This is a genomic window from Pseudomonas sp. P4795 (assembly GCF_048822895.1).
GTDB lineage: Bacteria > Pseudomonadota > Gammaproteobacteria > Pseudomonadales > Pseudomonadaceae > Aquipseudomonas.
The window spans coordinates 578,895-605,612 of the sequence record NZ_JBMFBT010000003.1 but is presented as its reverse complement, the minus strand read 5'-3'; the positions used below and the strand labels follow the sequence as shown (position 1 = coordinate 605,612).

25 protein-coding genes are annotated in these 26,718 nt (G+C 60.5%); 14 read left to right on the top strand and 11 right to left on the bottom strand.

The window, feature by feature from the left end; translation table 11 throughout:
• The first annotated feature begins 36 nt into the window (after positions 1–36).
• Positions 37–1,224: a Na+/H+ antiporter NhaA gene (nhaA, locus tag ACOI8A_RS11415; RefSeq protein ID WP_420648213.1), complete on the top strand. Its 1,188-nt coding sequence runs from the start codon at positions 37–39 to the stop codon at positions 1,222–1,224.
• Positions 1,225–1,344: 120 nt separating this feature from the next.
• Positions 1,345–2,532 (top strand): colicin E3/pyocin S6 family cytotoxin, encoded by a 1,188-nt coding sequence (locus ACOI8A_RS11410; RefSeq protein ID WP_420648214.1) that lies wholly within the window; start codon positions 1,345–1,347, stop codon positions 2,530–2,532.
• Between the two features lie 311 nt (positions 2,533–2,843).
• On the opposite strand, the gene ACOI8A_RS11405 is transcribed toward ACOI8A_RS11410, so the two are convergent.
• The 6 genes from ACOI8A_RS11405 to dinG form a co-directional block, all read right to left on the bottom strand.
• Positions 2,844–3,308: a glycine zipper 2TM domain-containing protein gene (locus ACOI8A_RS11405; protein WP_420648215.1), complete on the bottom strand. Its 465-nt coding sequence runs from the start codon at positions 3,306–3,308 to the stop codon at positions 2,844–2,846.
• Between the two features lie 192 nt (positions 3,309–3,500).
• Positions 3,501–4,148: a pyridoxamine 5'-phosphate oxidase gene (gene pdxH, locus ACOI8A_RS11400; protein WP_420648216.1), complete on the bottom strand. Its 648-nt coding sequence runs from the start codon at positions 4,146–4,148 to the stop codon at positions 3,501–3,503.
• Between the two features lie 24 nt (positions 4,149–4,172).
• Positions 4,173–5,291 carry an OmpA family protein gene (locus tag ACOI8A_RS11395; protein WP_420657753.1) on the bottom strand — a complete coding sequence of 373 codons (1,119 nt, stop codon included), beginning with the start codon at positions 5,289–5,291 and terminating at the stop codon, positions 4,173–4,175.
• 113 nt (positions 5,292–5,404) lie between these two features.
• Entirely contained in the window at positions 5,405–6,550 is a 1,146-nt protein-coding gene (locus ACOI8A_RS11390) for a serine hydrolase domain-containing protein (RefSeq protein ID WP_420648218.1), read from the bottom strand.
• A gap of 116 nt (positions 6,551–6,666) precedes the next feature.
• A complete protein-coding gene (locus ACOI8A_RS11385) occupies positions 6,667–9,153 on the bottom strand; it encodes a beta-galactosidase (protein ID WP_420648219.1) in 2,487 nt (828 codons plus the stop codon).
• 95 nt (positions 9,154–9,248) lie between these two features.
• Positions 9,249–11,393, bottom strand: coding sequence for an ATP-dependent DNA helicase DinG (gene dinG, locus ACOI8A_RS11380; RefSeq protein ID WP_420648220.1), 2,145 nt, complete (start codon positions 11,391–11,393; stop codon positions 9,249–9,251).
• A 98-nt stretch (positions 11,394–11,491) separates the two neighbouring features.
• On the opposite strand from dinG, the gene ACOI8A_RS11375 reads away from it, so the two are divergent.
• On the top strand, positions 11,492–11,956 hold the full coding sequence (locus tag ACOI8A_RS11375) for a CopD family protein (RefSeq protein WP_420648221.1): 465 nt from the start codon (positions 11,492–11,494) through the stop codon (positions 11,954–11,956).
• A 222-nt stretch (positions 11,957–12,178) separates the two neighbouring features.
• Here the strand turns inward: ACOI8A_RS11375 and ACOI8A_RS11370 are convergent, their stop codons facing one another.
• From ACOI8A_RS11370 to ACOI8A_RS11355, 4 genes are all read right to left on the bottom strand, one after another.
• Positions 12,179–12,937, bottom strand: coding sequence for a collagen-like protein (locus ACOI8A_RS11370; RefSeq protein WP_420648222.1), 759 nt, complete (start codon positions 12,935–12,937; stop codon positions 12,179–12,181).
• Positions 12,930–13,208 carry a DUF1145 domain-containing protein gene (locus ACOI8A_RS11365; RefSeq protein WP_420648223.1) on the bottom strand — a complete coding sequence of 93 codons (279 nt, stop codon included), beginning with the start codon at positions 13,206–13,208 and terminating at the stop codon, positions 12,930–12,932. Before ACOI8A_RS11365 ends, ACOI8A_RS11370 begins: the two co-directional genes overlap by 8 nt.
• A 161-nt stretch (positions 13,209–13,369) precedes the next feature.
• Positions 13,370–14,092, bottom strand: coding sequence for an OmpA family protein (locus ACOI8A_RS11360; RefSeq protein WP_420648224.1), 723 nt, complete (start codon positions 14,090–14,092; stop codon positions 13,370–13,372).
• A gap of 92 nt (positions 14,093–14,184) precedes the next feature.
• Positions 14,185–14,880, bottom strand: a complete 696-nt coding sequence (locus tag ACOI8A_RS11355) for an OmpA family protein (RefSeq protein WP_420648225.1) — start codon at positions 14,878–14,880, stop codon at positions 14,185–14,187.
• Between the two features lie 199 nt (positions 14,881–15,079).
• On the opposite strand from ACOI8A_RS11355, the gene ACOI8A_RS11350 reads away from it, so the two are divergent.
• The 4 genes from ACOI8A_RS11350 to ACOI8A_RS11335 are packed head-to-tail and all read left to right on the top strand — an operon-like array spanning position 15,080 to position 16,821.
• On the top strand, positions 15,080–15,577 hold the full coding sequence (locus tag ACOI8A_RS11350; protein ID WP_420648226.1) for a DUF6231 family protein: 498 nt from the start codon (positions 15,080–15,082) through the stop codon (positions 15,575–15,577).
• Positions 15,578–15,581: 4 nt separating this feature from the next.
• On the top strand, positions 15,582–16,058 hold the full coding sequence (locus ACOI8A_RS11345; protein WP_420648227.1) for a YchJ family protein: 477 nt from the start codon (positions 15,582–15,584) through the stop codon (positions 16,056–16,058).
• Positions 16,059–16,099: 41 nt separating this feature from the next.
• Entirely contained in the window at positions 16,100–16,600 is a 501-nt protein-coding gene (locus ACOI8A_RS11340) for an LEA type 2 family protein (protein ID WP_420648228.1), read from the top strand.
• Complete coding sequence (locus ACOI8A_RS11335; RefSeq protein ID WP_420648229.1) at positions 16,597–16,821, top strand: SEC-C metal-binding domain-containing protein; 225 nt, start codon at positions 16,597–16,599, stop codon at positions 16,819–16,821. Before ACOI8A_RS11340 ends, ACOI8A_RS11335 begins: the two co-directional genes overlap by 4 nt.
• A 194-nt stretch (positions 16,822–17,015) precedes the next feature.
• Here ACOI8A_RS11335 and ACOI8A_RS11330 read toward each other — a convergent pair whose 3' ends face one another.
• A complete protein-coding gene (locus tag ACOI8A_RS11330; RefSeq protein WP_420648381.1) occupies positions 17,016–17,573 on the bottom strand; it encodes a cysteine hydrolase family protein in 558 nt (185 codons plus the stop codon).
• A 223-nt stretch (positions 17,574–17,796) separates the two neighbouring features.
• On the opposite strand from ACOI8A_RS11330, the gene ACOI8A_RS11325 reads away from it, so the two are divergent.
• The 7 genes from ACOI8A_RS11325 (at position 17,797) to ACOI8A_RS11295 (ending at position 26,709) form a co-directional block, all read left to right on the top strand.
• On the top strand, positions 17,797–20,247 hold the full coding sequence (locus tag ACOI8A_RS11325; protein WP_420648230.1) for a penicillin acylase family protein: 2,451 nt from the start codon (positions 17,797–17,799) through the stop codon (positions 20,245–20,247).
• Between the two features lie 118 nt (positions 20,248–20,365).
• A complete protein-coding gene (locus tag ACOI8A_RS11320) occupies positions 20,366–21,400 on the top strand; it encodes a ligase-associated DNA damage response exonuclease (RefSeq protein WP_420648231.1) in 1,035 nt (344 codons plus the stop codon).
• On the top strand, positions 21,397–23,085 hold the full coding sequence (locus tag ACOI8A_RS11315; RefSeq protein ID WP_420648232.1) for an ATP-dependent DNA ligase: 1,689 nt from the start codon (positions 21,397–21,399) through the stop codon (positions 23,083–23,085). The genes ACOI8A_RS11320 and ACOI8A_RS11315 overlap by 4 nt, the downstream gene beginning before the upstream one ends.
• Before the next feature lie 204 nt (positions 23,086–23,289).
• Positions 23,290–24,072, top strand: coding sequence for a transporter substrate-binding domain-containing protein (locus ACOI8A_RS11310; protein WP_420648233.1), 783 nt, complete (start codon positions 23,290–23,292; stop codon positions 24,070–24,072).
• Positions 24,073–24,128: 56 nt separating this feature from the next.
• Positions 24,129–24,857, top strand: a complete 729-nt coding sequence (locus ACOI8A_RS11305; protein WP_420648234.1) for an ABC transporter permease — start codon at positions 24,129–24,131, stop codon at positions 24,855–24,857.
• Positions 24,854–25,564, top strand: a complete 711-nt coding sequence (locus tag ACOI8A_RS11300; RefSeq protein ID WP_420648235.1) for an ABC transporter permease — start codon at positions 24,854–24,856, stop codon at positions 25,562–25,564. Before ACOI8A_RS11305 ends, ACOI8A_RS11300 begins: the two co-directional genes overlap by 4 nt.
• A gap of 26 nt (positions 25,565–25,590) precedes the next feature.
• Complete coding sequence (locus tag ACOI8A_RS11295) at positions 25,591–26,709, top strand: succinylglutamate desuccinylase/aspartoacylase family protein (RefSeq protein WP_420651349.1); 1,119 nt, start codon at positions 25,591–25,593, stop codon at positions 26,707–26,709.
• The last annotated feature ends 9 nt before the right edge of the window (positions 26,710–26,718 follow it).

Below are 26,718 nucleotides of genomic sequence, written 5' to 3'. Positions count from 1 at the left end.
TGTGCCACCTTTTGACTTTATCGATGGAGAGCGACCTTGCCTCTGCGTAGCACTTTCACGCGTTTCTTTCAGTTGGAAGCTGCCAGCGGTCTATTACTGATCGCCGCGGCCATTCTGGCTTTGATCATCAATAACTCGCCGTTGTCGTGGTTGTATAACGGCCTGCTCGACACCCCGGTGGTGGCGCAGATCGGTGCGTTAAAGATCGCCAAACCCCTGCTGCTGTGGATCAACGACGGCCTGATGGCGCTGTTTTTCCTGCTGATCGGCCTCGAAGTGAAGCGCGAAGTGCTTGACGGACAGCTGTCGAAACCGTCGCAGATCGTCCTGCCCGGCGCAGCGGCAATTGGCGGCATGCTGGTGCCGGCGCTGATCTACTGGTTCCTCAACCGCGACAATCCGGCGGCCCTCGATGGCTGGGCGATCCCGACCGCGACAGACATCGCCTTCGCCCTTGGCGTGCTGGCTTTGCTCGGCAAGCGCGTACCGGTGTCGCTGAAGTTGTTCCTGATGACCCTGGCGATCATCGATGACCTCGGCGCCATCGTGATCATCGCAATCTTCTACTCCGGTGAACTATCGACCCTGTCGCTGGGCCTGGCGGCGGCGTGCATCGCGTCCCTAGTGGCGATGAACCGGCTCGGGGTGGTCAAGCTCGGGCCGTACATGATCATCGGTTTGATTCTATGGGTCTGCGTATTGAAGAGCGGCGTCCACGCCACGCTGGCCGGTGTGACGCTGGCGTTCTGCATCCCGCTACGTACGAAAAACGCCGAGCCTTCGCCACTGCTGACACTCGAACACGCGCTGCATCCGTGGGTCGCTTACGGCATTCTGCCGCTGTTCGCCTTCGCCAACGCCGGCCTGTCGCTGAGCGGTGTGACCGTCGAAAGCTTCACCCATCATGTGCCGATGGGCATTGCCGTCGGCCTGCTGCTGGGCAAGACCGTCGGCGTGTTCGGCCTGACCTGGCTCGCGGTCAAAATCGGCATCGCTTCCCTGCCCCAAGGCGCCAACTGGGGCCAGGTGCTGGGCGTGGCGATCCTCTGCGGCATTGGCTTCACCATGAGCCTGTTTGTCGGCTCCCTGGCCTTCGTGCCCGGCGTCAGCGAGTTTGCCGGGATGGATCGGATGGGCATTTTGACCGGCTCGCTATTCGCTGCGTTGATTGGTTATGCGGTGACCTTGGCGGCTAGCAAAAGGAACCCGGCGCTGCCTTCCTGATTCAAAGCGAACAATCCCCACGTCTTTAGAGACGCGTCCTACAGCCACAGATTTCCCGCTTCGTTAACGTCGTGCAGCCCCTTTCGAGGGGTTGCCGATGCATGAACGAAAGGACAATCAGTGGCTGGTCAAAAGGACATTCCCCGCATCCCCAAACCCGGTGAGGGCGACGGACATTTCGTCACCCACCGCTATATGACGGCCAGCGAACTGGCCGAGCGCGAACAACGTCAAAAAACCTATGACGCCATGCTGGCACGGCAGGAAGCTTTCGAGCGCAGCCGCGAGATAGCGGCGAAAAAGCCTACGCCGGTGCGCGCCGGGTGCGTGTTTGCCAAGTCCTGCAAACTGCCGGATGCGATCATTGATTACGCGAGTCCTTCGGGGATGGTGCCGACCGATAGCCTGAAGGACTACGGCGACATCGCCTGGCTTGGCGCCCGCGAAGTAGATGAAGCGGGCCTGCTGAACCTGGAAGCGATCAGTGGCAGCACCGTTCCATTGGAACTCGGCAAGCTCGCCCTGCGGATCCCGGCGCTCGCGACATCAAACATCGCAGCGCTCGGCGCAGGCGGAGCCGCTGCACTCGCCGGTCTGGTCGCTTTGTTCTGGACGCCAACCCTTGGCGACAGCGCCCTGTATACCGAAGAACAACTGCGCAGTCTGAAACAGGCGCGGACACGCGTTCGCCTGAGGATCGAACAACAGGCTGACGGCACCCTCAAGGGCTATGGTTTCTACACGGGTAAGAATCGCGACTGGGAAATGGTCGATGTGGTGCATTTCACGCCACGCGACAGCCGCTTTGTTGCAGACCTTGGCGAAGGTATTGAACTGATCTGGACGCCCGCCGTGGACGGCGCCGACGTCCTCGGCATCCCCGCCCTCGAAGCGGCTCCGCAAGCGCCGCATATCTGGGTTTATCCGCCGACGAAGGCGGCGGACGGGATTCTGGTTAATCCGGTTTATCCGCCGGAGTACCGGGATTTCATATTGGTGTTTCCGGTGGGATCAGGAGTTCGGCCGGTTTACATTGTGGTGAATTTGTCACATGGCGACTACCACCAAAAACCCAACAACTTGCCTGCATATCCCGATGCCCGCTGGGCCACTCCAAAAACGCCAATAAAAGGTGGTGGTGGGTTACGTCCCCGCTGGAAAGATAGAGGCGGCATAATTTATGAATGGGACTTTCGACATGGGGCAATTGAAAAATACACAAAGCGTGGAAAACATTTGGGTGAGTTCAACCACGAAACAGGAGAACAGACGAAACCAGCGGATCCGACGAGGTGGGTAGAACCATGACACATCGAATAATGGGAGTTAAAACAGGGGAGGATTTTCCTCTCTATGAGCAGACCCTCTCCATCGCTACTTTGGACCTGAAGCGAATTATGGGTTGGAGGAATGAAAAGGATTCTCTGCATGACTACAAACTGACGTCACAACAGATTATTGATATTGAACAAGCATGCTCCTTGAGTCTTCCGCCAGATCTTGACTTGTACCTAACATCACAACTCTGAGCGGACTGATACTCACTGACATCGAAAGCTTGAACAAACAAAAACCCCGACCAGTCACCTGAACGGGGTTTCTTTTACCGCTGTTCCCGCTTAGTGCGAAACGCGGCTGGTCCCGTCAACAGTCGAAATCCGTACTCGCTCGCCAACGCGGAACACTTCATTTTCCTGAACCTGCTGCACATAGGCGCGCATGCTGCCGTCGTCTTCGCGCACGGTGATTTCCACGCCTTGCGTGCGGGTCAGGCCTTCTTCGGTAGCCGAACCCAGCAAACCGCCGGCCACTGCGCCGATCACCGCTGCAACGATACTGCCGCGACCACCGCCGATGGCGCTGCCGCCAACGCCGCCGACCACTGCACCGGCTGCGCCGCCGATCGGAGTCTTGGTGCCTTCGATTTTCACCGGTCGCAGGGATTCGATGGTGCCCATGCGAATCGACTGCACGCGACGCGCTTCGTCACGGGAATAGGAGTCACCGGTCAGGCTCGATTGGCAGCCAGTGAGCAACATCGCCATCGTGGAAAAGGAAGCAACCAGCAGAACAGACTTACGCATAGCATCAACTCCAAAAGGACAGGTATTCATTAAACTCCGCAGCTGGACGCCTGTCACGGCGCCGCGCGGATAAAAGTGGTTTCATTCAGGCCTGGTACAGGGCCTTGCATGACCTCACCCAACAGTAGCGCCAAATTCGACAAGCTGCACCGTGGAGAGCTACTGCTCAGGCTATCCCGCTCGGTAGACTGCTCAGGGTGCCAGTCGTTCAAGAATCCAGTCGGTGCCCTGCGAGCGGTAGTTGAGGCGATCATGCAGGCGGCTCGAACGGCCCTGCCAGAACTCGATGCGCTCAGGCAGCAAACGGTATCCGCCCCAATGTTTTGGGCAGTCGGGCTGGGTATCGCTGAAGCGTTGCTCGGTAGCCTTGAGCAGATCCTCCAGTTCACCACGGCCATTGATCACCCGGCTCTGCGGTGAAGCCCAGGCGCCGAGACGGCTGCCCAGCGGTCGCACCTGATAATAAGCATCGGACTCTTCAGGCGTGACCTTGACCACCCGCCCCTCGATGCGCACCTGACGTTCCAGAGTCGGCCAGAAGAACGTCATGGCGGCAAACGGATTGGCCGCCAGATGCTGACCCTTGGCGCTTTCGTAGTTGGTGAAGAACGTGAAGCCCTGCGCGTCCAGGCCCTTGAGCAGCAGAATGCGGCAATGCGGACGCCCGTCCGCATCGACCGTGGCCAGGGTCATGGCATTGGCCTCCACCGGTGCCTGTTCGGTTTTCACCGCGTCGGCGAACCACTGGTGAAACAGCGCGAACGGCTCGGCCGGGGCTTGCGCCTCGGTCAGGCCATCACGGGTGTAATCACGACGCATATCTGCCAGGGCCTGGGTCATGGCGCATTCCTTTTCGTTAGCGGATTACTTCTTCGCGGCATCGGCAGCGACGACTTTCTTGTCAGTCGTGGCGGCTTTGGCTGGCGCAGTCTTCTTCGCTGGAGCTTTGGCCGGAGCCTTCTTGGCTGGAGCCTTGGCTGCGGCCTTCTTCGCTGGAGCCTTTTTCGTGGCTGGCACAGCGGCTTTCTTGACGGCCGGTGCCGGGGTCACTGGTTTGGCGACTGGCTTGACGTCCTGCGCAGCGACCATGGTCACTGGTTTCGGGGCTGGCATGTTGTACTTGCTGAGCAGCGCAACCATGGTGTTCTGCGGGGTTACCAGCAATTCGACACGACGATTCAGGGCACGGCCTTCAACGCTGTCGTTGGCCGCGCGCGGCGCTTCGGAACCCATGCCACGCAGCATCAGGCGATCACGCTGCAAGCCGCTCAGACGGAAAATCGCCGCGATGGCCTGGGCACGCTCCTGGCTCAATTTGGTGTTGGCCGGTGCCGCGCCAGAGCTGTCGCTGTGACCGAGCACCAGTACCGCGGTTTTCGGATCGGCTTCAAGGATTTTTGCCACGCGCGTGAACGGGCCAAGGGTGACCGGCAGCAGCATGGCCGGGCGGTCCGGGTTGAACGAGCCTTCGACCGGCGCAGTCACCACCAGCACGTTGTCCCGGCGTTCGAGCTGCAGATTGCTGTCCTTGATCGCGGTACGCAGACGTGGTTCGTAATCGTCGAGCCAGGCTTGGGTAACTTTCGGGTCCGGCATTGGCACTACTTTGGCGGTTGGCTGATCCTTGCCGCCGAACGGCCACCACCATTTGCCACCGGCGTCGGCTTCAGCCTTGGCGACGGCGACCGGTTGGGCTTCGGGTTTCACTTCAGGCTTGGCATCGGCCTTTGCGGTGTCGTCCGAACCAAACGGCCAGTACCAAGGATTGCTGCTTTCAGCCTTGGCCAAAGGCGCGGTAGCGGCAGGCTTCAGCGGAGCCGGAGCAGGAGCCGGAGCAGGAGCCGCTGCTGGCTCTTTGGCCGCGACCTTGTCGGAAGAACCGAACGGCCACCAGCTGCCGCCATCGGCGTCATTCGCTGGGGTCTGAGCACAACCGGTAATCGCAAAACACAGGGCCAGGGCGAGAGTTTGTTTGGACGACATTGGAAACCCACAAAATGAAGTAAAGGAAAATCAGAGCACTTTCGCCCGGATAAACAGACGCTTTGAATCGAAAAACTGCATGAGGTTCCGGCCCTGGAGCCTCAGGTGAAACTTTACAGACAAGTGGCAAGTACCCGCGCAAGCTTCTGCGCACGCGGATCCATCAAAACGTAGGGCCCAAGGGTATTTGTCACGAAACCGAAGGCCACATCATGCTCCGGATCAGCAAAACCGATGGCCCCCCCCGCCCCCGGATGCCCGAACGCGCGCGGGCCGAGGCCGTAAGTCGCGTTTGGCACGTCAGGTTGATCGAGCATGCAACCCAGGCCGAAACGGGTCTGGGTCAGCAGAGTCTTGTCATCGCCGAGGCTGTGTTCGCGGGTCAGCTCGTCGAGCATTTCGCTTTCCAGCAGGCTGCCGTCGAGCAGACCGGCGTAGAACCCGGCCAGACTGCGCGCATTGCCGTGGCCGTTGGCCGCCGGTTGCTGCATGCGCCGCCATTCCGCTTTGTTGGTGCTGGTGAGCACTGAAGGCGGATTGGTGAAGGCACGGGTAGTCATGGCAGTCGGTTCGCGCATGGTCACTTGCAACAGGCGCTGGGCGGCGGCGTCGCCGCTATTACCTTTGCCGCGGGCGATGTGAGCCACGCGGTGGAATTCTTCGTCAGCCAGGCCGACATGGAAATCCAGCCCCAGCGGTTTGGCCACTCGCGCGACGATCGATTCGCCCGGCCCACGGCCATCAGCGCGACGCAACAATTCGCCGACCAGCCAACCGTAAGTGATCGCGGCATAACCATGACCGGTACCCGGCGCCCACCATGGCGCTTCGGCCGCGAGAGCATCGACCATGGTTTGCCACTCGTACAAGGCTTCTGGCGCCAGCAGTTCACGCAGGGCTGGCAGTCCGGCCTGGTGGCAGAGCAATTGGCGCAGGGTTACAGATTCTTTGCCGGCAGCAGCGAATTCCGGCCAATAACGAGCGACCGGAGCGTCGAGTTGCAGCTTGCCTTCGGCGACCAGTTGCAGCGCGGTGACGGCGGTGAAAGTCTTGGTGCAGGAGAACAGATTGGCGATGGTGTCGCTGTGCCAGGCTTCAGCGCCGTCCTTGTCGGACGTGCCGGCCCAGAGATCGATAACGGTTTCCCCGCCGACCTGAATGCACAAGGCTGCACCGCGTTCCTGGGGATCTTCGAACAGTGCGGCGAAAGCTTCGCGCACTGCTTCGAACTGAAGCTCGTAATGTCCCTGAATCTGCACCCGCAACTCCCCTTCGAAAACGCTCTACAAAGTGGCCCGCATTGTTCCAGCCCTTGAGGGTTTTGGGAACAGCTGTGGGCCGGGCGGTCGCAGGCCTGAGCCTGCGCCATTTGTGATCACTGGCCTTTGCCCGAATGCCCACCGACGTGCCCGGCACCCTGCCCCGGGCCCTTTCCGGCATCGGCTTTGCGTCCGCCCTCGGCGTCGTGGCTGGCCTTGTCGGCGGTCTGCGCGGCTTTTTCAGCTTCTTTCGCCAACTGATCGACCGTCGCCAGATTGCTCTTGCGCACCGCTTCGACAAAGCTCTGGAACGGCAGATCGGTCACGCCCACCAGGCCAAAGTGGCCATTCTCGCCATCGAGCAAACGCCCGGTCACTGGTTGATCGAGATACTGGAACCAGTGCACGCCGACAATCGACGGTTCACTCAAGGCCTGCTTGAGGAAGTTGGCATAGGCTGCGCCGCGATCTTCTTCTTTGGCCAGTTGCGTCACGCCGCCCCAGAACGGACCACGATCAGTCGAGCCGAAGTTGAACTCGGTAATCAGCACCGGTTTGTCCAGATTGCGCAGCACGGCGAAGTCGTAACCGTCCTGCGGTTGCAGGGTGTACATGTTGAAACTCAGCACGTCGCAATATTGCGCACAGGCGTTCACGGCTTCCGGGGTGCTGCTGGCGAAGCGGCCGCCGAGCAGCAACTGATTCGGTGCGTGCCATTTCAGCGAGTCGGAAATGGTCTTGAAATAGGTATCGGCAAATACCTGCTGGAAGTATTTGAAGTCGGCTTCGATTTCCGGGTGTTCAGCGCTCGGCAGCGGCGGCACAAAACCCGGATCTTCCATCAATTCCCACGCCGGCAGATCGATGCCCCAAGCCTTGGACAATCCCGCCTGATTGCGGTACTTGTCGCGCAACTGCTTGAGGAACGCACGCTTGGCCGGCACGTCGGTGGTCATCTTCAAGGTGCCATAAGCCAGCGCATAGCGGGCTTTCGGATCGTCGCCCGCGCCGGCCCAGGCCAGCTCGTTGTCGGCGAAGTAACCGATCAGCCACGGATCGTCGCGGTGATCGCGGGCGGCAATGGCCACGGCGCGTTCGGTGGCCATGGCGAAACGCGGGTCGAACGGATCAGGCATCGCTCCCCACCAGTCGTTGCCGGTGCTGATGCTGGTGTAATCGCCGACGATCGACAATGGCAAGGTATACGGCACTCGATCGGCATCGCCGAGTTGATCCGCGCTCCAGTTACCGACAGTGTTGAAACCCCAGGCTTGCAGGCGATCAAGGGTGTGGTTGGTCCAGCGCTGCTCGTCGAACGTGGCTTTGCATGGTGCGGCGGAAGGCTGCTCGGTCGCTGCAGTTTTGGTCGATTCGGCGACACCGGCATTCGGTTGATCTGACGCTGCAACCGGCTCGGAGGCATTGACAGCAGTCTCTTCGACTACGCTGGCCTTGGCCGCTTCGGCAACCCCGGCCTTGCTATCGCTGTCCGGCTTGCAGGGTTCGCCATACAGGCGTTGCAGGTTGGCGCCGTAGAAATCGTACCAACGCCCGGCGTTGTAGCTGCGCCCCTGATCGACGCCGTTGCCGCCACGGTTGTCGCCTTCGCCAAAGTGGCTGGCCAGTGGCTCGTCGGGTTTGGGCAGGGATTCGAACATCCACTCGCGCCCGGCCACGTAAGTCTGGTTGACCTCGGGGCTGACGGTGTTGACGCCTAGGGAATAGAACGGGTGACCTTCCGGCGTCACCAGATACCAGCGGCCGTCACGTTTTTCTGTACGGAAGAAGCCGCTGGCCTTGAACGCCGGGCCTTTGCTCCAGCCGCCAAACTTGTCCAGCGAGGATTTGTCGCGCTCGGCCAGCCAGGTTTTCAGCTGTTGCCGTTCTTTGCTGGCGGCGGATTTCAGTTGTTCGTCACTGGCGACTTTTTCCGGCCACTTGCTGCGGGTCGACTGACCGTAGGCGTCGACCAGATTGCCATACGCAGCTTTGATCACCGCATCGCCGTCCTGCACGCCGAAGCGCTCGAGCAGCAGACTCTGCGCGGCTTTCGGCTGATCCATCGACAGGCTCACCGACACCACATTGCTGCGGTCCAGTTCACCGCTGCTGCTTGCCAGCAAAATCCGCTGTCCATCGAGGGTGATCGGCATCGGCGGCCCGGCCTTCATCCCTTGGCTGAGCGGCGAGTTCGCAACCAATGGCACCAGCAACGTCTGCGCCGGGCCAGCCGGCAGATCGACGCGGCTGACCAAGGTCTTGCCATCGTTGCTCTGAATCTGCACATAAACCGTCACCGCCCAGTTCATCGCACTCTGCACACGCAGACTCATCATCCCCGACTGCGACCAGTCCCACGCACCAGTCTGCGGCGTCAGACGCAAGGTTGGCCGCTCGACCGGATTGAACGTGACCCGGCGCAGCACTTCGCCCTCGGCGGTCTGCTCGGCGTTAGCCTGCGGCAGATCGGCATTTTCGGTGACCACTTTGACCACATCGGCCGGGCGCACAAAGTTGAACAGCGTCTGCTGAGCGGCAGGCGCTGCCAGCAGAGGGGCGGCGAAGATCAAGGCAAAAACGGCAGGCAGCGAACGGCGGATCATAAGAACGGAGTTCTCCCTAACGACCAACAATGGCCAATGGAAAAGCGATGGCAGAGAGATAGACAACGCGGCGGGCAAAACTGCCCACCGATGTCTCAGGATATTTCACGACGGAAAGGAGGCAATGCATTGAGGATCGCCTTGCCATAGCGCTGGGTGACCAGCCGCCGATCAAGCAAGGTGATGGTGCCGCGATCTTCTTCGGTGCGCAGCAGTCGGCCACAGGCCTGGACCAGTTTCAGCGAGGCATCCGGCACCGAAATTTCCATGAACGGATTACCGCCACGGGCTTCGATCCACTCCGCAAGTGCGGCTTCGACCGGATCATCCGGCACCGAGAACGGGATCTTCGCGATCACTACGTGCTCGCAATAAGCGCCGGGCAAATCCACGCCTTCAGCGAAACTCGCCAGACCGAACAGCACGCTGGAGTCACCACCATCGACCCGCGCCTTGTGCTTGTTCAGGGTTTCCTGTTTCGACAGGTTGCCTTGAATGAACACTTGCTTGCGCCAGTCGCGGTCGAGGCCGTCGAACACGTCCTGCATCTGTTTGCGTGAAGAGAACAGCACCAACGTGCCGCGCGAACCTTCGACCAGATCCGGCAGATCCCGGATGATCGCCGCAGTGTGCGCGGCGGCATCACGCGGGTCGGCCTTCAGATCCGGTACCCGCAGCACGCCGGCATCGGCGTGATGGAACGGGCTCGGCACCACAGCAGTGACTGCTTTTTTCGGCAGACCGGCGCGCATGCGGAAGCGGTCGAAGGTGCCCAAGGCAGTAAGAGTCGCCGAGGTCACCAGACAGCCATACGCCACGTTCCACAGATTGCGCCGGAGCATTTCCGCCGCAAGGATCGGGCTGGCATTGACCTCGATGTCGAACAGCGAACCGCTCTCGGCGAGTGTCAGCCAGCGGGCCATCGGCGGGTTGTCTTCCGGGTCTTCGACGGTGAACGCCGTCCACAACTCCCAATTGCCGGAGGCGCGCGACAACAGGCTGCCGAACAGCGGATACCATTCCTCGGCCTGATTGCTGGCGATGCCGATGTTGACCTCGCCGTCCATGCCTTCCTTGAGCAGGTCGGTCAGACGCGTAAACAGATCGGTTAGACGGGAAAAGCCCTTTTTCAGCTCGATGCCCATTTCGCGCATGTGGTCGGGGATCACCCCGCCAACGAAACGGTGACGCGGCCGCTCGCGACCTTCAACGTCTTCACCGGGCTTGAAATCGGCGACCTGCTCGCAGGCGCTGAACATGAATTGCTGCTGAGTCTTGATCTCGCGTGCCAGCTCCGGCACTTGCTCGATCAACTTGCCCAGATCACCCGGCAGCGGATGCTGGGCGAGCAATTTGGTGAGGTTCTTGGCGGTGGTTTCCAGCCAGTCGGCGGTCGAGCGCAGGCGCGTGTAGTGCGCGAAGTGACCGATCGCCTTGTCCGGCAAATGGTGGCCTTCGTCAAACACGTAAATAGTGTCGCGCGGATCGGGCAACACTGCCCCGCCGCCGAGGGCCAGGTCGGCCAGCACCATGTCGTGGTTGGTGACGATCACGTCAACCTTGCCCATGCCTTCGCGTGCCTTGTAGAAGGCGCACTGGCCGAAGTTCGGGCAATGGCGGTTGGTGCACTGGCTGTGATCGGTGGTCAGGCGCGCCCAGTCGGCGTCTTCCAGCGGGGTCGACCAACTGTCACGGTCGCCGTCCCACTTATTGCCGGCGAGTTTCTCGATCATGCTGGTGAACAGCTTCTGACTGGCCTCGTCGACTTCGATCTTGAAGCCTTCTTCTTCGAACAGCTGCGCGGTGGCGGTTTGTGCGTGGCCTTCCTGCAACAGCATGTCGAGCTTGGACAGGCACATGTAGCGGCCACGGCCCTTGGCCAGGGCGAAGGTGAAGCTCAGCCCGCTGTTGCGCATCAGGTCGGGCAGATCCTTGTAAACGATCTGCTCTTGCAGCGCGACGGTCGCAGTGGCGATCACCAGGCGCTTGCCGGCGGCCTTGGCCGTGGGGATCGCCGCCATGCTGTAGGCCACGGTCTTGCCGGTACCGGTGCCGGCTTCCACCGCGACAATCGCGGGGTCGCCACTGCGCCGGCCTTCGTCGTCGGTGTCGATATCCCCGAGGACTTTGGCGATTTCGGCGATCATCAGGCGTTGGCCGTAACGCGGCTTGAGGCTCTTGGCTTCAAGAAAACGCGTGTAGGCGCCCTGGATCGTGGTTTTGAGTTCAGTGCTGATCATGTGTCGTCGGGCGCAAAAACGCTGGATAAATTTTCAGTGGTTCGGATCGGCGGCTATCATACCCCGCTAATTAATCTCGCGCAGGACGGAGTACCCCAATGACACCTTTCAGCATCGTTTATCCGATCCATTTACTGGCGGCGCTGGTGTGGGTCGGCGGCATGTTTTTCGCCTGGATGGTCTTGCGCCCCGCGGCGATAAAGGCTCTGGACGGCCCCGCCCGACTCACGCTGTGGGTGCAAGTGTTTCAAGGTTTTTTTCGTTGGGTGTGGGTCGCGGTGATCGTGTTGCCGATCAGCGGCGTGGGCATGTTGCATTTGCAGGGCATCGGGTTTGAGACCGCGCCGAAATATGTGCAGGTGATGATCGGGCTGTACATCGTCATGACGGCGCTGTTTATCCGGATTCAGGGTTTGATGCTGCCGGAGTTGCGCGTGGCGGTTGAGGCGAAGGACTGGCCGGCGGGTGCGGCGGTGCTCGGGCGGATTCGGCGGGTGGTGGGGATTAATTTGTTGGTGGGGGTGGTGTTGGTGGCGATGGCTGGTGCGCGGCCGATGTTTTGATTGGCGGGGGCAAAGATCAAGAGCCCCTCACCCTAGCCCTCCCGAAACGTCGGACCGCCCGGAGGGAGAGGGGACTGATTGGGGGATATTGGGGAGATACGCCGACCTGAGAGTGCATTACTGAATCTATAATCGACCGGATTTTTCAGGTCGATGTTTGACGCCAGACACTTCGGTCGGCCCCCTCTCCCTCTGGGAGAGGGCTGGGGTGAGGGTCGGCTTTTAGAGACGTTGAACTGTTACTGAGCCAGCCGCCCCAGCAGGCCCCGGCTGCCCATCCACCCCAGGCTTGCCACTCTTGCCACCATCGGCCCGATAAACCACACATCCCTTGGACTTGCCCCCCGCCCCCGGCTTGCCACCAGGTCCGGCCGCGCCACCGGCACCGCCAGCGACGTCAACCTTGATCAATTCCGCCGGGAAATCACGCGGCACTTCCAGTCGCACCAACGCGCCCGCGGCACCCGGCTGGCCATCGCTGCCGTTGCTACCATCGAACCCGCGACCTGCCTGGCCCCAAGTGCAGCCCGGCTCCTGGCCATTCGCGCCGTCGAGTCCGACAAAACCCGGCGCCCCAGTGCCGCCTCGGGCATCTACCAACAACAGCGGCGCTTTCAACGCCTTGAATTGCAGGTTCAGATTGCGCCCCGAGCGCGCGGCCTTCAGATAAGTCCCCGGCGCACCGCGTGCCGTGATCTGGCTGCCCTCGCTCAGTTCGGCGCGGCTGACCTTCATATCCAGCGCCTGTTCACTCGGCACAATGGCAATCCGCGCCTCATGGCCCAGACGCAATTCACCCACGTTCAGTTCAGTGACATTCGACGGAACCAGCAGCGTGCCGTAATCGGCGACTTCGAGTTTTTCCAGCTGCAGGGTGCTGGCGGTGTTGGGCAAACGCATCAGCGAGTTGGTTTCAACACTGACCACTTGAGCACAGGCCAAAGGGCTGATGAATGCAGCGAGCAGGCAAAGTTTACGCATGGGAAGCCTTCGGAGCGGCCGGGGCCGGGATGGTTTGCAGGTGGAAAACGCCGAACAGCAGAATTCGGCCACGATCGCGCCACGGATGCGGACGACCTTTGAGGCTGCGATTGCACAGCAGCACTTCGAATACATGGATCAGCAACAACAGACCGCCAGCCAGATTGACCAGCAGGTGCAGCGGATGGACAAATGGCACCAGTTGATTGACCAGCACCACACAACAGAACAGCAGGGTCAACAACCGCCCCAGTCCCCAGAAAACCTTCATACGCGCCCCCGTGTTGCGAATTATTCTTTGGGCGCACAGTAAACGCTTCTGCGGGCGATAAGCCAGAGGCAAAAATAAAAATCCCTTACGATCGCCAGAAGGCTGCCGGCACGCCGATGATCGGCGCCCGACAGCTCTAGCCTGCGTACTACAGACAAATCCTAACGATTGATGTGCAACTCTACCCGACGGTTTTGCGAACGCCCCTCGTCAGTGGCGTTATCAGCAACCGGTTCGCTTTCACCGCGCCCTTCACTGGTCAGCTTGCTCGGCGACAGCCCCTGGCTCAGCAAATATTCAGCCACGCTGCTCGCGCGACGTTCGGACAATGCCTGGTTATAAGCATCCGAGCCTTTGCTGTCGGTGTGACCGACGACCTTGATACTCACCACATCGGCGTTACGCAGTTTGTCCATCAGCGTATCCAGCTGCGCCTTGGCCGAAGGTGTGAGGTCGGACTTGTCGAAATCGAACAGCACGTTGCCTGCATCGCTCAAGGTGATGACTTCGGTTTGCTGCACCGGTTCGACCTTTTTCTCGACGACCGGATACTGCGGCAGCGGACAGCCACGGTGGTCGACCGGGGTGTTTTCCGGGGTGTCGGGGCAACGATCGCGGCGGTCAAATACGCCATCGTCATCTTCATCGCCATCCTGGGCGTAGCAGATCAGTCCGCCGGTGAGGATCCCCAGCGCTGCGCCGCCGCCGGCCCATCCGGCACTTTCGATCGCGCCGAGACCGCCACCGACCAGTCCGCCAATGACGCTGCAGATCGGCCAGGTACGTTGATTGAGGGGGGCAGAACCATCGCTGTGGGTGGCGCAACCGGTCAACAGGCTGCTCAGCAGCACAACCGGCAAGACGGACCTTGAGAGAACACTCATTTGGGAAAGCTCCTGTGTCACCGGCCCATACCGGTTACACAGGAGTAAAGACCCGCATCCGCGACTGCACAAGGCGCGGATGCGAGGGAGGCTTAGCGGTCGATTTTGATCTCCGTGCGACGGTTGAGTGCGCGACCGTCGGCAGTTTTGTTATCAGCGACTGGCTGGCTCTCACCGGCACCGGCCACCGAAACGAAGCTGCTGCGCGGAACGCCACTCTGGATCAGGTATTCCACTACCGAGTGCGCGCGGCGATCCGACAGTTTCTGGTTGTAAGCATCGCTGCCGACGCTGTCGGTGTGACCGGTCACGGTCAACTGCGCAGTCGAGGATTCCTGTTTCAGGCGCGTGGCGACTTTATCGAGCACTTGCTTGTCGGCGCCGGTCAGCGTGGCTTTGTCGAACTGGAAGTGAACATCGCGGATGACGATGGTTTCTTCCTTGACCACCACAGCTTCTTCGACCACTGGCGCAGGCACTGGTGGTGGGCAGCCATCGGCATCGACCTGCACGCCTTTCGGAGTGCCCGGGCACTTGTCGCGGCTGTCCGGCACACCATCACCGTCTTCGTCGCCATCACCGTGTACCCAGCAGTAAGCCGCCGCTGTACCGCCGACAATCAATGCGCCATAACCAGCCCATGCAGCGCTTTCGGTTGCACCGAGGCCCGCACCGACAACACCACCGACTGCCGCACAGGTCGGCCAGTCGGTTTTCTGCAAACCTGCGCAACCAGTCAACACACTGGTTAGCAGAACCAAGGGTAATGCTGTCCGAACTATGCTCATCTAGTTTTCTCCTGAGGGATCGGCTTAAAACCGATTCAGGGAGTAAAGACCGGAGTTTTAATCTCCGCCAGCAATAGGCCACCGCTGTTTGCGCGCGTGTTCACAGGACTTCGACGCATTTGTTGCAAACCGGCGTGACAGCGCACTTTGCCGACGCGGTCAGGCAGGCTAGTCTTGGCGGTCTGATTGAGGAACCTCGATGACTGTTGCCATTTCTCCCCGCACGCCACAGCAAGCGCTGGCCGCTTTGCTTGATCGCTACGCCCCGGCGCGCCTGTTGTTGATCGGCGCCAGTGAATTTCCGGCGCTGGCAGCTTTTAAACAAGCGCATCCGGACACTTGCGTGGCCCACGCCGCACCCGGTGCCCTGCCCGCCGAACTGGCTGCGCAGCGTTTCGATCTGGCGTTGGTGGTCGATTGTCTGGAGCATTTGCCCAAGCGTGATGGCTTGAATCTGTTGGGCGGGATCCGCAACCTCAACGCCAGTCGCATTGCGGTGCTGGCGGATCTGTCGGCCAGTGGCTGGCAGGAAACCGATTTCTACTCGCTGGCGCTGCAAGCCAGCGAACGCTTTCAGCGCGAAGAACAAGTGCTGACGCTGTTCACCTACGATCTGCTTGACTACAAACAAGTCCCCGACTGGCTCAACTCAAGGTTCTGGGCCAATCCGGAAAACTTCGGGAAATACTGGTGGTAATGCGATGAGTACAGCCATTTGCCCGTGCGGCAGCGGCAATCTGCTGGATGCCTGCTGCGGCCATTATCACGCCGGCCTGCCGGCCCCGTGCGCCGAAGCGCTGATGCGTTCGCGCTACAGCGCCTACGTGCTGGGGCTGATCGATTATCTGGTGGCGACCACCCTGCCCGCGCAGCAATCCGGGCTGGATCGCCAGTCGATCAGCAACTGGAGCGCGCAGAGCACCTGGCTCGGGCTGGAGGTTGAAAGCTCGGAAGTGTTCGGCGGCCAGCCGGAACACGCCTTCGTCACCTTCACTGCACGCTGGCACGATGGTCAGGGTGAACACAGCCACCGCGAACGTTCTTCGTTCGTGCAGAACAGCGGCCACTGGTACTTCATCGACCCGACCGTGCAGTTGAAGCTGGGGCGTAATGACAGCTGTCCATGTGCCAGCGGGCAGAAGTTCAAGAAGTGCTGCGCGGGGTATTTCGGCGCTTGAGATGAGCGGCGACTAGACTGGGCAGCAAAGGGAGTCACACGATGCTCGGTCAATGGCGCACATTCAAAGCCTTCTCGCTGCTTCTGCTTCTGTCCGTGGGGCTGGGAGGCTGCGCATCATGGTTCACTGATGAACCCGTAGACCCGGCCGTGCATCTGGTCAAAGTCGAGGTGGTGCGCGCCCGGCTCATGGACCAGAAATTCATCCTGCACTTTCGCATCGACAACCCCAACGACAGCGACCTGACCGTGCGCGGTCTGGAATACCGGATTCATCTGGCCGACATGTTGCTGGCCGAGGGCGAGCACGAACATTGGTTCACCGTGGGGCCGAAACGCAGCGCGTACTTCAAGGTACCGATCCGCACCAACCTCTGGCCCAAAGTCAAAGAGGTGGTGAAACTGCTGAAAAAACCCGGGCAAAGCATTCCCTATCGACTGGAAGGCGAGATGGAAACCGGTTTATTCATCGCTCACTACGTGCACCTTGCGCGCAATGGCGTGATAATCCCCGCCGATTTAATTCCGGAGCGAACCCGATGACCCAGCAACCTCATGTCCATGGCCCTGACTGCAACCACGATCATGACCATCAACCCCATGATCACGGCCATGACCATCAGCATGACCACGGCCATGTACACGGCCCGAACTGCGGCCACGCCCACCAGGAACCGGTGCGCAACGCCTTGAAAGATGTCGGCCGCAATGATCCTTGCCCATGCGGCAACGGCAAGAAATTCAAGAAGTGCCACGGCGCTTGATGCTTCTGGCGGAGATGTTCTTCGCCTGAAACATCGCTATCGCCAGCAGGCTGGCTCCCACAGTAGATCGCACAATCAAACTATGTGGGAGCTGGCTTGCCAGCGATGGCTGAGTGTCAGGCAACATCAATGCTGAATGTGTCGCCCCCATCGCTGGCAAGTCGAATCGTCGCACCGCAGCTCCCACAAGGTTTTCAATGCGCCTTGAGAATGTCAGCGCTGCTGACCACCGTCGCATACTCCCCATGCAAATTCCCCAGCGACATCGCGTGCACTTCCTCGGCTGAACGCAAGGTGCCGAAGTAATCGGCCTTGTCGAACGTGAAACACCCATCCTCCGCCACCCACGCCTCAAACCCCAGATTGCCCGCCGTCCGTGCGGTCGATTCCACGGAATTATTGGTGGCTACGCCGACAATCACCAACTGATCGATCCCCGCCTCACGCAATCGCGCTTCCAGCCCCGTCGCACAAAACGCATCCGGCACGCGCTTCTGGATCAGCCATTCACTGCCCTGCGGCAGAAATCGCTGCTGAAACTGCACGCCCGACTGCTCTGGCCAGAACACCGAATCCGGCGAATGCGACAGGTGCTGCACATGGATTACCGGCCGCGCGCTGCGTCGCCACAGCCCAAGCAAATCAAGAATCCGTTCTTCGGCCAGCGGATTATTCCGCCGCCCGAGCTTCGGATGCAGGATGCCTTGTTGCTGGTCGATGATGATCAGTGCGGCGTTGGCCTTGAGTTCCATGGCGATTTTTCTCGTGCGCGAAAATTGAATTCTGCGCACTTGAGCATCAGTCGCGACCTCCAGGCAAGTGATCAACTCCATCGGCGGGACTGCGACGGCCATCCAGGCGAACGATCAGTGGAGAGAAATAAACCCCTCGCCCCGCTTGCGCGGCCACCTCCTGCTCACTAACGTAGCGCCTTTATTGCGCCCCCAGCCTTTACACCCCCGCAGGAGCTTTGCCATGGCCTCGCCAGCCCTTACACATTTTCTTCCCCGGTTCGGCGTTGCCGCAGCAGTGGCCGGTGTTTTGAGCCTGACCGGTTGTCAGACCTGGAACGCTCAGGACACCCTCCCGCCCACCTCTGGCGTGCAGCCGCTCAAGGGTCTGGCGCAGAATGTTTCGGTACGGCGCAATGCGATGGGCATGCCGTTGATCGAAAGCAACAGCTTCCACGATGCGCTGTTCGCCCTTGGCTATGTCCACGCCAGCGACCGCATCAATCAGATGGTGACTTTGCGCCTGTTGGCTCAGGGCCGTTTGGCGGAAATGTCCGGCGCCTCGATGCTCGACGCCGACCGCTACATGCGCGCGGTCAATCTGAAGAAGAGCGCCGGCGAGCTGTACAAAGCTTCGTCGCCACGCCTCAAGCGCTTCTTCGAAGTTTACGCGCGGGGCGTCAACGCTTACCTGTTCCGCTACGCCGATAAGCTGCCGGCCGACCTCGCCGCCAGCGGTTACAAGCCGGAATACTGGAAACCGGAAGATTCGGCGCTGATTTTCTGCCTGCTGAACTTCAGCCAGTCGGCCAACCTGCCGGAAGAAATCGCATCGCTGGTGCTGGCGCAAACCGTCACCAGCGACAAACTCGCCTGGCTGTCGCCCTCGGCGCCGGACGAAAAACTGCCGGTGGGCGAGGCTGACAAGCTGCAAGGCATCAAGCTTACCGGGCAGATCCCGGGCCTGACTGAGTTGAGCAACGCCAGCGAACAACTTGCCGCGTTCAACCTGCTCGGCAACACGACTTCGAACAACTGGGCGATCGCCCCGCAACGCAGCCGCAGCGGCAAAAGCCTGCTGGCCAGCGACAGCCATGGCCCACTGGCCGCTCCTTCGCTGTGGAGTTTTGTGCAGATCCGCGCCCCGAAATATCAGGCGGCGGGTGTGACTGTCGCCGGTTTGCCGATGGTGCTCGGAGGATTCAACGGTAAAGTCGCATGGAGCCTGACCAGTGTGCTCGGCGACAATCAGGATCTGTTCCTGGAAAAAATCCGTCGCTCGGGAAAATCGCTGTCCTACGAAGTCAACGGCAAATGGCAGCCAGTGACCGTGCGCAACGAAACCTACTTCGTCAAAGGCCAGCGGCCGATTCGCGAAGCGGTGTATGAAACCCGTCACGGTGCGCTGCTCAACAGTGCTCAGGCTGCGGCGCAGGGCTCAGGTTTTGGTCTGGCGTTGCAGACGCCGAGCTTCACCGATGACAAATCCCTCGACGCATTTTTCGATCTGAGCCGCGCGCAGACCGTTGAACGCGCCTCGGACGCCAGCCGCGAAATCCGCGCCATCGCGCTGAATCTGGTATTCGCCGATGCGAGCAACATCGGCTGGCAAGTCACCGGCCGTTTCCCTAACCGCCGTGAGGGCGAAGGCCTGCTGCCATCGCCGGGCTGGGAAGGTCGCTACGACTGGGACGGTTACGCTGACCCGATGCTGCACCCTTACGATCAAGACCCGGCGCAAGGCTGGCTCGGCACCGCCAACCAGCGCGTGATCCCTCACGGTTACGGCATGCAACTGTCCAACTCGTGGGCGGCGCCAGAGCGTGGCGAGCGTCTGGCCGAACTGGCCGGCAGCGGCAAGCACGACGGTCGCAGCGTGATCGCCATGCAATACGACCAGACCACCACCTTCGCCGCAAAACTGAAGAAAATGTTTGAAGCACCGGGCATGTCCCAACCGCTGAAGAAAGCCATCGAAGCGCTGCCCGAAGCTGATCGCGGCAAAGCTCGCGAGGCGTTCACGCGGTTGATGGCGTTCGACGGCAAACTCAGCCCGACCTCGGCCGATGCGGCGATTTATGAGCTGTTCCTGCAAGAAAGCATGAAGCAGATCTTCCTCGACGAACTCGGCCCGCAAACCAGCGCGGCGTGGAAAGCGTTTATTGCCAACGGCGATTTGTCCTACGCAGCGCAGGCCGATCACTTGCAGGGGCGTGAGGACAGCCCGTTCTGGGACGACGCGCGCACTGCGCAGAAAGAAGACAAACCGGCGATCCTCGCCCGCAGTCTGGCCGCCGCGATCAGCGCCGGCGACAGTCAACTGGGTGGCGATCACAAGGCCTGGCAGTGGGGCAAATTGCACAGCTACGCATGGAGAAATGCAAACGGCCAGACCGTGCGCGGGCCCGTTGCGGCAGGCGGCGATCACACCACGTTGAACACGGCCGCATTTGCCTGGGGTCAGGACTTCACTACCACACGTGCGCCGTCGATGCGTTTTATTGTCGACTTCGGCCAGAGTGAGCCGCTGATGGGGCAGAACGGGACCGGGCAGTCGGGTAATCCGCTCAGCCCGAATTACCTGAACGGCGTTGATGCGTGGCTCAAGGGGCAATACATCGGCTTGCCGATGCAGCCGCAGAACTTTGATCGGGTTTACGGTAAAAACCGTCTCACCCTGACACCAGGCAAATAACGCAATCCCTGTGGGAGCCAGCCTGCTGGCTCCCACATTGGTTCGTGTCAAAAAACAATAGAACTTCTGGACCCGCGCCAACCTCATAGCTAACAAGCCCCTCCATCCTGGTAACGACATGGACCTTGTTATCGCGCGCCCCGAAGGTTTGTACTGTCCCGCAGGGGATTTCTACATTGATCCGTGGCGACCGGTCGAACGCTCGGTGATTACCCATGCCCACGGCGATCACGCCCGCACCGGTAACGAGCACTATCTGGCCGCCAGCCCCAGCGAAGGGATTCTGCGCGCGCGATTGGGCCAGGACATCAGCCTGCAAACCCTCGATTACGGCCAGCGCCTGACCCACCACGGCGTCACTCTGAGTTTCCATCCCGCCGGGCACGTGCTCGGCTCGGCTCAGGTGCGGCTGGAATATGGCGGCGAAGTCTGGGTTGCGTCCGGCGATTACAAGATCGAACCCGACGGCACCTGCGCCCCGTTCGAACCAGTGCCTTGCCACACCTTCATTACCGAATCGACCTTCGGCCTGCCGATCTATCGCTGGCAGCCGCAGGCGCAGATATTCGCCGAGATCAATCAGTGGTGGGCGGAGAACATCGCGGCCGGCAAGGCCAGCGTGCTGTTCTGCTATTCCTTCGGCAAAGCCCAGCGAATTTTGCACGGCATCGACGAAACCCTTGGACCGATCCTCAGCCATGGCGCAGTCGAACCGCTGAACCGCGTCTACAGAGAGGCCGGCGTGTATCTGCCGCCGACTATTTATGCCGGTGATGTGCAGAAGAACGACCCAATGCTGCGCCAAGCCCTGGTCATCGCCCCGCCCTCGGCCGGTGGCAGTAGCTGGATGCGTCGTTTCGGCGAGTACAGCGACAGTTTTGCCAGCGGCTGGATGCGCCTGCGTGGCACGCGACGCCGGCGCGGGGTGGACCGCGGTTTCGTGCTGTCCGATCACGCCGACTGGCCCGGACTCCTGTGGGCCATCGAACAGACTGGCGCTGAACGGGTGATGGTCACCCACGGTTCAATCGGCGTGCTGGTACGCCATCTGCGCGAACAAGGCCTGGACGCGCAAGGTTTCAACACCGAATACGGCGACGATGAAGAGGACAACATCAGCGCTGAACCCGCCGTCGCCGAGGTGCAGCCATGAAAGATTTCGCCGGGCTGTACGCCGAACTCGACGCCACCACGTCCAGCAACGCCAAACTGGCGGCCATGCAGGATTTTTTTGCCAAGGCTGCGCCGGAAGATGCCGCGTGGGCGGTGTACTTTTTGTCCGGTGGGCGACCTCGACAACTGGTGCCAGTGCGCATTCTGCGTGAGCTGGCGGTTGAGGTGTCGGGGCTGACGCCGTGGCTGTTCGAGGAGAGTTATCAAGCCGTCGGCGATCTGGCGGAAACCATCTCGCTGGTGCTACCGGAAAATCCGCACAGCTCCGAGGCCGGGCTCGCCGAATGGATCGAACACAAACTCCTGCCACTGCGCGGTGAAACCCCAGAGTACCTGGCTCGCCAGTTGCCAGCGCTGTGGGCGCAACTCGATCGGCCGAGCCTGATGCTGTGCATCAAATTGATAACCGGCAGCTTCCGTGTTGGCGTGTCGAAACTGCTGGTGACCCGTGCACTGGCGGCAATGGCCGGACTCGACAGCAAGCGCGTGGCGCAGCGGCTTGTGGGTTATACCGACTTGTCGAACCGGCCGAACGCCGGCAGTTATCTGAAGCTGGTCGCCCCCGAATCCAGTGATGAACACGCCCAGCGCGGCGGTCAGCCCTACCCCTTCTTCCTCGCCCATGGATTGTCGCAGCCTGTTGAACAGTTCGACGCGCTGCTCGGACCTCCCGGCAACTGGCAGATTGAATGGAAATGGGACGGCATTCGCGCGCAAGTGGTCAAGCGTGAGGGGCGGCTGTGGATCTGGTCGCGCGGCGAAGAACTGGTCACCGAACGTTTTCCCGAACTGGAACCTCTGGTGCACGGCTTGCCCGACGGCACGGTGATCGATGGCGAAATTGTGGTGTGGAAAAGCACTCATCCAACCACCGAAGATGCCTTCGACCCGCAATCGACAGAACCGCCAGCGGTGCAACCGTTCGCCCTGCTGCAACAGCGCATCGGCCGTAAAACCCTCGACAAGAAAATCCTCGAAGAAGTGCCAGTCGTTGTCCTCGCCTACGACTTGCTGGAATGGCAGGGCGAAGACTGGCGCAATCAGCCGCAGGTCAAACGCCGCGCGCAACTCGAACAAGTGATTGCGCAGTGCAACAGCCCGGTGCTGATGCCCTCGCCGATCCTGACCGGCAGCGATTGGCTCGATCTGGCCAAACAACGTGAAGCCTCTCGGCGTCTGGGCGTTGAAGGCATGATGCTCAAGGCCCGCGACGCCATGTACGGCGTGGGCCGCACCAAGGACATGGGCGTGTGGTGGAAATGGAAGGTTGACCCGTTCAGCGTTGATGCGGTGTTGATCTACGCCCAGCGCGGTCATGGTCGGCGCGCCAGTTTGTACAGCGATTACACCTTCGCGGTGTGGGATGGGCCGCCGGATTCCAGCCAACGGGCGCTGGTGCCGTTTGCCAAAGCGTATTCGGGGCTGACTGACGCGGAAATGCGTCAGGTCGACAGCATCGTGCGCAAGACTACGGTGGAAAAATTCGGTCCGGTCAGCAGCGTAAAACCGAGTCTGGTGTTTGAGCTGGGGTTCGAGGGCATCGCGCTGTCACGCCGGCACAAGAGCGGGATCGCGGTGCGCTTCCCGCGCATGTTGCGCTGGCGCCAGGACAAGACCGTGGATGAGGCCGACAGCCTGGCAACCCTGCAAGACCTCCTCGCCTGATTCAGCCCTCGCACCGCTCAGGTGCACGAAAATCCGCGCGCGCCTTTTCGTGCACCAATCCTGCACTACCCTCCCTTCCTACACCTTTTAAAACACTTGTTCGGGACTATGGTTCGGAAATTGCTACTTTCTATAAGTCGTAAGCGTTCCAGTAACAATAATTCTGCGCCACAAGCGCTCATATTGGTTCTTAGGGATTGAATAATGAAAAAAGCATTGCTGACTCTTTCTGCACTGGCGTTGTGCATGGCCGCGGGTTCCGCGCTGGCCAAGGAGTACAAAGAATTGCGTTTTGGCGTTGACCCTTCGTACGCACCGTTCGAATCGAAAGCGGCGGATGGCAGCCTGGTGGGCTTCGACATTGATCTGGGCAACGCGATCTGCGCCGAGCTGAAGGTCAAGTGCAAGTGGGTCGAAAGTGACTTCGACGGCATGATTCCGGGCCTCAAGGCCAACAAATTCGACGGCGTGATCTCGTCGATGACCGTGACTCCGGCCCGCGAGAAAGTCATCGACTTCTCTGCTGAGCTGTTCTCCGGCCCGACCGCTTACGTGTTTAAAAAAGGCTCCGGTCTGAGCGAAGACGTTGCGTCCCTCAAAGGCAAAACCGTCGGTTACGAGCAAGGCACGATTCAGGAAGCCTACGCCAAAGCCGTACTGGACAAGGCCGGTGTGAAAACCCAGGCCTATCAGAACCAGGATCAGGTGTATTCCGACCTGACTTCCGGGCGTCTCGACGCCGCGATCCAGGACATGCTGCAAGCTGAACTGGGCTTTTTGAAGTCGCCTAAAGGCGAAGGCTACGAAGTCAGCAAACCGGTCGACAGCGAATTGCTGCCAGCCAAAACGGCTGTCGGTATCAAGCAAGGTAACACTGAGCTGAAAGCGCTTTTGGATAAAGGTATCAAAGCGTTACACGACGACGGCAAATACGCCGAGATTCAAAAGAAACACTTTGGCGATCTGAATCTGTACAGCGGCAAATAATGCGCCGGCGCCCATCCTTGATGGGCGCCTTTTTCATTCAGTCAGGTTGCTGATTTATGTTCGAAAACCTCTTACAAAATCTGGGGCTCTCTGCGTTCAGTCTTCAGGGTTTCGGCCCGCTGCTGTTGCAGGGCACCTGGATGACCATCAAATTGTCGGCGTTGTCGCTGCTGGTGGCCGTGCTGCTCGGCCTGATCGGCGCCAGTGCCAAGCTGTCAAAAGTCAAACTCGTGCGTTTTCCGGCGCAGCTGTACACCACGCTGATTCGCGGCGTGCCGGATCTGGTGCTGATGCTGCTGATCTTCTACAGCCTGCAAACCTGGCTGACGACGCTCACCGACTACATGGAATGGGAATACATCGAGATTGACCCGTTCAGCGCCGGGGTGCTGACCCTGGGCTTCATCTATGGTGCGTACTTCACCGAGACGTTTCGCGGCGCGATCCTCGCGGTGCCACGCGGTCAGGTCGAAGCCGCCACGGCTTACGGCCTCAAGCGCGGTCAGCGTTTTCGCTATGTGGTGTTCCCGCAAATGATGCGCTTCGCCCTGCCGGGCATCGGCAATAACTGGATGGTGATGCTCAAAGCCACCGCGCTGGTGTCGATCATCGGCCTGGCTGATCTGGTCAAAGCTGCGCAGGACGCCGGTAAAAGCACCTATCAACTGTTCTACTTTCTGGTGATCGCCGCGTTGATCTACCTGTTGATCACCAGCGCTTCCAACTTCATCCTGCGCTGGCTCGAACGCCGCTACGCTGCCGGCGCGCGGGAGGCCGTACGATGATCGAACTTCTGCAGGAATACTGGAAAGCCTTCCTTTATACCGACGGCCAGAACATCACCGGGCTGGCGATGACGATGTGGCTGCTCAGCGCCTCGATTTTCATCGGCTTCCTCGTGTCGATCCCGCTGTCGATTGCTCGCGTCTCGCCGCATTTCTACATTCGCTGGCCAGTGCAGTTCTACACCTACCTGTTCCGTGGCACGCCGCTGTATATCCAGCTGCTGATTTGCTACACCGGGATCTACAGCCTCGCCGCCGTACGCGCGCAACCGCTGCTCGACAGTTTCTTTCGCGATGCGATGAACTGCACGATCCTCGCCTTCGCCCTCAACACTTGCGCCTACACCACGGAGATTTTCGCCGGGGCGATTCGCAGCATGAACCACGGCGAAGTCGAAGCGGCCAAAGCCTACGGTCTGACCGGCTGGAAGCTGTATGCCTACGTAATCATGCCCTCGGCCCTGCGCCGTTCGCTGCCGTACTACAGCAACGAAGTGATTCTGATGCTGCATTCGACCACCGTGGCCTTCACCGCGACCGTTCCCGATATTCTGAAAGTTGCGCGGGACGCCAACTCGGCGACCTTCCTGACCTTTCAGTCGTTCGGTATCGCTGCGTTGATCTACCTGACCATTACCTTTGCGCTGGTCGGCCTGTTCCGCCTCGCCGAACGCCGCTGGCTGGCCTTCCTCGGGCCGACTCACTAGGACTTTTCCGTTTCGGGAAACAACAAATGCGCCACCAGATACACGACCTGCTGGCCCCGCTGCCGGGGACCGCACGCCAGATCCACAGCTTCCACTTCGGCCCGGACAAGGCCAAAGGCAAGATCTACATCCAGTCCTCGCTGCATGCCGACGAACTGCCGGGCATGCTTGTGACCTGGCACCTCAAGCAGCGGCTGGCGGAGCTGGAAGCCGCCGGCCGTCTGCGCAGCGAAATCGTGCTGGTGCCCGTGGCCAATCCGGTCGGCCTCGAACAAGTGCTGATGGACGTGCCGCTAGGTCGCTATGAACTGGAGAGCGGGCAGAATTTCAATCGCTGGTTCGTCGATCTCAGCGAAGAAATCGGCAACCAGATCGAAGGGCAACTCGGCGATGATCCGCAGTACAACCTCGAACTGATCCGCGCCAGCCTGCGCGACGCCCTCGCCCGGCAATCGCCCGCCACGCAGTTGCAATCCCAGCGCCTGACCTTGCAACGGCTGGCCTGCGATGCGGACATAGTGCTGGATATGCACTGCGATTTTGAATCCGTCGTTCACCTCTACACCACGCCCGAAGCATGGCCGCAGGTCGAGCCGCTGGCGCGTTACATCGGATCGCAGGCGAGCCTGTTGGCCACTGATTCCGGTGGTCAGTCGTTCGATGAATGCTTCACGCTGCTCTGGTGGCAATTGAGGGAGCGCTTTGGCGAACAGTTCGAGATTCCGCTCGGCAGTTTCTCGGTCACGGTGGAGTTGCGTGGCCAGGGCGATGTCAGCCACCCGCTGGCCAGCCGCGACTGTCAGGCGCTGATCGACTACCTGATCCAGTTCGACGCGATCGTCGGCGAAACCAAACCGCAGCCGCCGCTACCCTTCCCCGCCACGCCGCTGGCCGGGGTCGAACCGGTGGTTACACCGGTCGGCGGGCTGCTGGTGTACAGCGTCACCCCCGGCGAATACCTGAAGGCCGGGCAGCAGATTGCCGAGGTCATCGATCCGATCAGTGATCGGATCACGCCCATCCATTGCACCACTGCCGGTCTGCTCTATGCCCGCTCACTGCGGCGCATGGCCACCGCCGGCATGGTGATCGCCCACGTCGCGGGCGCTGAAGCCTATCGCAGCGGCTACCTACTTTCGCCTTGAGGATGTCTG